Here is a 6,372-nt window from a genome sequence, read left to right on the forward strand (position 1 = left end):
TATCTTGTTAAACTTCTGGAACTCAATTAACTTTTAAATCATTATTTTCACCAATAAAATGATTTTTTCCCTCGTCTGTTAATGTTAATTTAACATGTGTATCATGTTCTTTTAAATCTTCTGTAGTTAAAGGATCACCATCTACTTTTACAATATTAATCATATTAATATCTAATTTTGAAAAACCATTTTGTTTTTTTAATTCTTTTACTAAAATAGTTTTAAATTTAGCAATATCTGCTTTACAATTTACAGTTGGAGTTGTTAAAAATTTTAAGTTTTGTTTAACAAATAAATTTAATGAAACATCGTATTCTACTGCTTGATCTACTAGTTCAACTTTATTTGTTTCTTCTTTTACTCCTTTATATAAATTTAATTTAATTTTAATTGTAATAAAATTTTCTGAACCAATAATTAAACCTTGTTGATCTTCTGCAGAATATATTGCTACTAATTCATTTTCTTTAACTTCAATATTTTTATCTTTGGAAATTTTTTGAACTGGAACTGTATTATTAATTGGTACTATAATTGTTGCTAAATCTACTGTTAATTTTGATCAAACAAAATCATATGTATTATTTTCTTCGTTATATTTAATACCAAAACCTTCTAAATTACTAAAGTCATCAACATTATAACTAGAAGCAAATGATTTACTTAAAATACTTTCTGATGTTTTACAAGCAACTATTGCTGTTGTACTTACTGTTGTAAATGCAATCGTTCCTAAAATATTTAATCATTTTTTCATTTTTATAAAAAACCCCTTTTTATACACTTATTATATTATTATTTTAAAAAAAATTAAAAAAATACATTTTTAAATGTCAACAATATTTTTTATTGATTAAAATGTATTTTTTTATATTTAAAATTATTATTTTAACTGTATAAAAGTATAGACGATTAACTATTTTAAAAGTAATAACTTTAACTTTATATAAAAAAATAAAAATTAAAAAACTAATTGTTTTTTAATTTGTTCAGAAATTTCTTTACTTTCTAAAACTTCAATTAACTTTAAACCAAATTCAAATGCAGCACCAATTGATTTTCCAGTTATAATATTATTATCAACTACTACTTTTTCATCTAAAATAATACTTTTATTTAAACCAATATTAGTGCCTGGATAATGCGTAATTTTTTTGTTATCTATTAAATTTAATTGACCTAAAATTTGGGGTGCTGCACAAATAGCAGCAATAAACTTATTACTATCTTTAGCAAAAATAACTAATATTGATTTTAATAATTCATTTTTGCTTAAGTTTTCTACTCCAACTTTACCACCCGGTAAAATTAGCATCTTATAACTTAACAAATCAATATCACTGATTTTCTTTTCACATAAAATAAAAACATTATGACTTGATTTGATTTTTAAGTCATTTTCAATACTTACTAAATCAATAACAATATTAGCCCTTCTTAATAGATCAATAGTAATTATTACTTCACCCATTTCATAGCCTGTTGCTAAAAAAATAGCTACTTTAAACTTCTCATTATTACTCATTATTTCTTTTCAATTCATTATTTAATTTAAAAACATTAATAGCATTTTCCCTAGTTGCATTAATAATACTTTGTTTTGGGATCTTCTTTAATTCAGCTATTTTATTAACTGTAAATATTATATTTTCTGGATGATTAATTGTTAATCCATTTTTGGGATTTTTGCCTCTTTTTGGTTCAGGAGTTAAATATGGCGCATCTGTTTCAACTAATATTTTATTAATTGGTATATTTTTTGCCACCTCTTGTAACTTCAAAGCATTTTTATATGTCACATTACCTGCAAAAGAAATATAAAAACCTTGTTTTATAAATTTTTCAGCTATTACTTTTGTTCCTGTAAAACAATGAAGAACACCATTAGTAATATTTTCTTTTTTAATAATTTCAAAAGCATCTTCAAAAGCATTACGAATATGTAATAATACAGGTAATTTATGTTCTTTAGCTAATTTTAATTGTTCAATAAATCATTTTTTTTGCAATTGTGGTTCTGTAAATTTATGATAATAATCTAATCCAATTTCACCAATAGCAACTACTTTACCGGTTGCTATTAATTTTTTCAATTCTGAAATAGTATTACTATCGCAAGTATTTACTTCTGTTGGATGAATACCTACAGCTGCATAAAGATTAGGAATTTTTTCTTCACTCTCAAATTCATAAATTTGACTAACAGCTTGCTTACTAGTATTTAAGTCAAAACCAACATTACAAATACTACCAATGCTATCACCTGCTGAATAAGCATCAGTTAATAATTTTAATATTTCTGTTTCATCATAATGTTTTGACATTAAATGACAATGAGTATCAAAAATTCCATTATTAGCCATATATTTTACCTTCCCTTTTATTTTCCTAAACAAAATCTTTTAAAAATTTCATCTAATAAATCGGTTTCAAATTTTTTACCTTGCATTTCTAAAATCTTATTTCATGCAGTTTGTAAGTGAACAATAATTAAGTCTATCGAAATATTCTTTTTTAAATCTTTTAATGCTTCTGAAATACTAAGTTCAATTTCATCCAAATATGCTAATTGTCTTGTATTCGCAAAAAGTAATTCTTTATCAAAATTAATTTCAGTAGTTATAATTTTATTTTTTATTCCTAAAATTAGATTTTCAATTTCGCCCATTATTGCACTAACTTTTACCACATTAAAATTATTTTTAATGTCTAATTTTAATTTTAACCTTAAATCCGTTTTATTAATAGCAATAAGGTAATTTTTATGTTTTATTTTTTCTAATAATTGTTTATCCTCAACACTTAAATCTTTTGAACCATCAAGTACTAATATTATTAAATCTGCTTCATTTAAAGCCTTATGTGATTTATCAATACCTGCTTTTTCGATATCATTTAAAGTATGACGTATACCTGCTGTATCAATTAAATTTAAACTAATATCACCCAAATTAATTTTGCCTTCTACCAGATCTCTTGTTGTTCCTTCTTCATTAGAAACAATAGCTTTATCTTCATTTAAAAGCACATTTAATAGGGAAGATTTTCCAACATTAGGTTTTCCAATAATAACTGTATTAATTCCTTCTTTTATAGTTTTAGTAATTTTACTATGTTCTTTAATAACTTTTATTTTATTTAAAAATTTTTCAACTAAAGGAATAACATTATTAATTGTTTTTTCCTCAACTCCATCGTATTCAGGATAATCAATATTAACTGTTATATTAGCAATTAAAGTTAGTAATTCTGAAGATAATTCATCAATTAGTACTCTTGTTTTACTACTTAAACTATTAATAGCGGTTTTTAAAATAGTATTATTTTCAGCCATAATTAAATCATTAATAGCTTCTGCTTCAATTAGATCAATTTTATCATTTAAATAAGCTCTTCTCGTAAATTCTCCTCTTGTTGCCATTCTCATACCTGTAGATAGTAATAATTGCAAAATTTTTTGTGTTATTAACACTCCGCCATGACAATTAATTTCAATTGTATCTTCACCTGTAAAAGATTTGGGAGCGCGATAACATGCCAAAACAACTTGATCAATTTTATTCTTATTATGATCAATAATATATCCTGTTATTAAAGTGTGACCTTTCTGATTTAAAATATCTTTATCAAAAACCTTATTTAATAACTCATAAGTATCTTTTCCTGAAATTCTAATAATACTGATTGCTTGATTTAAAGGTGCGGTTGCAATTGCAGTAATAGTATCATTTAACATTTTTTCCTCTTTTCATTTAAACAATCTAAGATTTAAAATCTTAGATTACTCTAATTTTCCAATCTAATTACTACATGTCGGTTATAACCTATACCTTCAGAAAAACTTGATATTCCTTCAATATTTTTAACTATTTCATGTATAATTTTTCTTTGGTTATTAGGCATTGATTCAAAATGAAACATTTCTTTACTTATTCTTATTTTTTTTATAATTTCATATATTCTAATTTTAAAATTTTGTTTTTGAATATTTAAATAATTATTAACATTTATTACTATTTGATAGTTTCTTTTAAATTTTATTTCTAAATAAGTAATAAGTAAATTTTGTAAAGCACTAATTGTATAACCTTTTTTGCCAATTAAAATTGAATTTTTATTCTTACAATTAATATTAATATAAAATTTATTACCATTTAATATTATTTCTTCTTGATAATTTTTTATATTAAAAAGTTCCAATAAATCATGTCATTTATCATTCAAATAATTTTTAACATCATTTTCATTAAAAATAAAAATTTTAGTAATAGTTTTAAATAAACGTTTTTCTATACCTAATTTTATATAAAATGTTTTGGAGGGCAAATTTTTGATAGTTTTTTCTAAATCAATATTTTTTTTAAATGATTTAATTTCCATCTTTTTTTCTCCACATTATAATAAATTACTTATTTTTTTTAGGTTGAACAACTATTTCAGATTTTGTAAATATCTTTTTAATCTTACTTGAAAATGGTGTACTAATTGTACCATTTTTTTTATAACGACTACGTTTATGTTTATTATAGTAATGAAAACCAAGAGTTTGAAATATTTGTAATATTCCAGAAATAATTCAATAAATGCCTAATCCTGAAGGAGCAACACATACATAGAATAAAAACATAAAAATCATAACGCTTTGAATAATAACTTGTTTTTTTAATGCAGCTTTTGCTTCTTTAGTTTTAATCTTCTGTCGTGAACGATTTAAAAACATCGGTAATAACATAGAAACTAATTGTGTTGGTATATATATAACAATAATTATTAAATACATAAATTGGCCATGAGTAACCATAGTTCATGGTTGTTCAACTAAACTAATAGCACCAACAACAGTATTTTTTAATAAATTAGTTGATTTCATAACAGTAAACATAGCTGTTAAGAAAGGAAGTGATAAAAACATTGGAATAAAAGCAGCTATTGGATTTATTCCTTCTTTTTTATAAATAGCCATTAATTCCATTTGTTGTTTTTGTTTTGCACTTGGATCACGTGAATGTTTATATTTGGCTTGAATTTCGGAAGTTTTCATTTGCACTGATTGCATTTTTTCCTGATTTTGTTGGGCTTTAAAAGTAAATACTAATGTAATAAGTTTAATAATTAACGTTGTAAAAATAATAGCAAAAATAACACTTACTGATCAGTATTTTGAATTTACATCAACTCCACCACTTAATCCAGCAGAAATACTAACTAAGATTCAAGCGATTGGATAAACAAACATTCCAAAGAACGGTGATTTAGTTTGCGTTCAAGCTTCACTTCATGTTCTAATCCCTGTAAATCCATATTCATAAATATTATTACCATTAAAATGAAAAATGTGATTTTTTGCTACATCACTGTTACCAATAAGTAATTCAAAAAAAACAGCAGCTACATTATATCTTTGAAAATCATAAGCTGAAATAACATCACTAGTTGCAACATTAGGATCACCCATAGTCTGACCACAACCTCAAAGTGTTGACATCAATAAAAAAGTTCCTAAAATAATTTTAGTTCATTTTCATGTTATTTTTAATCAAACGTTTTTTTTCTGTTGTTCAGGAAATAAAAACTTTTTATATTGCATTAAATTTACTCTCCTATAATGGGATTTTCATTAAAAGATGTAATAAAGAACTAAGATTTTCTTCATATGTATTAGATAAATAATTTTTTCTAATCATAATTACTATATCTACTGGTCAATCTTTTTTAATATCTACTAACATTCCTCGTACTTGACGTTTAATCTTATTACGTGCAAAAGCAAAACGAACTAGTTTTTTTCCTACTGATACGCCTACTCGTATAGCCTCAAAATCTACTCTATTCATATAATAGATAAAAAATTGACTATTTGAAATACTTTTTCCTTCATTAATTAAATATTTAAAATGATGATTTTTCAAAAGGCGGTATTTTTTTTCCATATTTTGTTCACCTTATTTTATTTTTTAAACTATGCTGTTAATTTTTTACGTCCTCTTTGACGTCTTCTTTTAATAACATTAATCCCTGTTGCAGATTTCATTCTTGCAAAAAAACCATGAGTTTTTTGATGTTTTCTCTTACTTGGTTGATATGTCGGTTTCATTTTTTTCTCCTTTTTTTTAAAAATTCTAATAAAAAATCATTAAGAGTATTCTAACATAATTTTTATATCTTAACAAATTATTCTGTTTATTTTTAATAAAAACAATATTAGTTTAACAAAAAAAATAAATCATTTATAATATTAAATAATAAATAATATTTTTTTTATTTTTTTAAAAGTATAATAAAAGTATAATACAGATTATAATTATAAAAAAGTTATCAACATTAATCCACAATTTATCCACAATAATTATATTAATTAAAGAGGTTTTTAAA

The 6,372-nt window shown here is 23.2% G+C and carries 8 protein-coding genes; all 8 read right to left on the reverse strand.

Annotation, left to right across the window (positions count from 1 at the left end):
* Window positions 1-7 precede the first annotated feature (7 nt).
* Window positions 8-757: a hypothetical protein gene (locus AACK96_RS08345; protein WP_338974338.1), complete on the reverse strand. Its 750-nt coding sequence runs from the start codon at window positions 755-757 to the stop codon at window positions 8-10.
* 204 nt (window positions 758-961) lie between these two features.
* The gene (locus AACK96_RS08350; protein ID WP_338974340.1) at window positions 962-1,543 is read right to left on the reverse strand and encodes a DJ-1 family glyoxalase III; all 582 of its coding nucleotides are present in this window, start codon (window positions 1,541-1,543) and stop codon (window positions 962-964) included.
* Window positions 1,518-2,363: a TatD family hydrolase gene (locus tag AACK96_RS08355; protein ID WP_174481418.1), complete on the reverse strand. Its 846-nt coding sequence runs from the start codon at window positions 2,361-2,363 to the stop codon at window positions 1,518-1,520. The genes AACK96_RS08350 and AACK96_RS08355 overlap by 26 nt, the downstream gene beginning before the upstream one ends.
* Window positions 2,364-2,380: 17 nt before the next feature.
* Window positions 2,381-3,736, reverse strand: a complete 1,356-nt coding sequence (gene mnmE / locus AACK96_RS08360) for a tRNA uridine-5-carboxymethylaminomethyl(34) synthesis GTPase MnmE (RefSeq protein ID WP_338974341.1) — start codon at window positions 3,734-3,736, stop codon at window positions 2,381-2,383.
* 50 nt (window positions 3,737-3,786) lie between these two features.
* Entirely contained in the window at window positions 3,787-4,380 is a 594-nt protein-coding gene (locus tag AACK96_RS08365) for a protein jag (RefSeq protein ID WP_338974342.1), read from the reverse strand.
* 25 nt (window positions 4,381-4,405) lie between these two features.
* Window positions 4,406-5,587, reverse strand: coding sequence for a membrane protein insertase YidC (yidC, locus tag AACK96_RS08370; protein WP_338974343.1), 1,182 nt, complete (start codon window positions 5,585-5,587; stop codon window positions 4,406-4,408).
* A 13-nt stretch (window positions 5,588-5,600) separates the two neighbouring features.
* The gene (gene rnpA, locus AACK96_RS08375) at window positions 5,601-5,930 is read right to left on the reverse strand and encodes a ribonuclease P protein component (protein ID WP_338974344.1); all 330 of its coding nucleotides are present in this window, start codon (window positions 5,928-5,930) and stop codon (window positions 5,601-5,603) included.
* A gap of 29 nt (window positions 5,931-5,959) precedes the next feature.
* Complete coding sequence (rpmH, locus tag AACK96_RS08380; protein WP_174481423.1) at window positions 5,960-6,094, reverse strand: 50S ribosomal protein L34; 135 nt, start codon at window positions 6,092-6,094, stop codon at window positions 5,960-5,962.
* Window positions 6,095-6,372 lie beyond the last annotated feature (278 nt).

The sequence above is a fragment of the Spiroplasma endosymbiont of Tricholauxania praeusta genome, assembly GCF_964019535.1.
Taxonomy (GTDB): domain Bacteria; phylum Bacillota_I; class Bacilli_A; order Mycoplasmatales; family VBWQ01; genus Spiroplasma_E; species Spiroplasma_E ixodetis_A.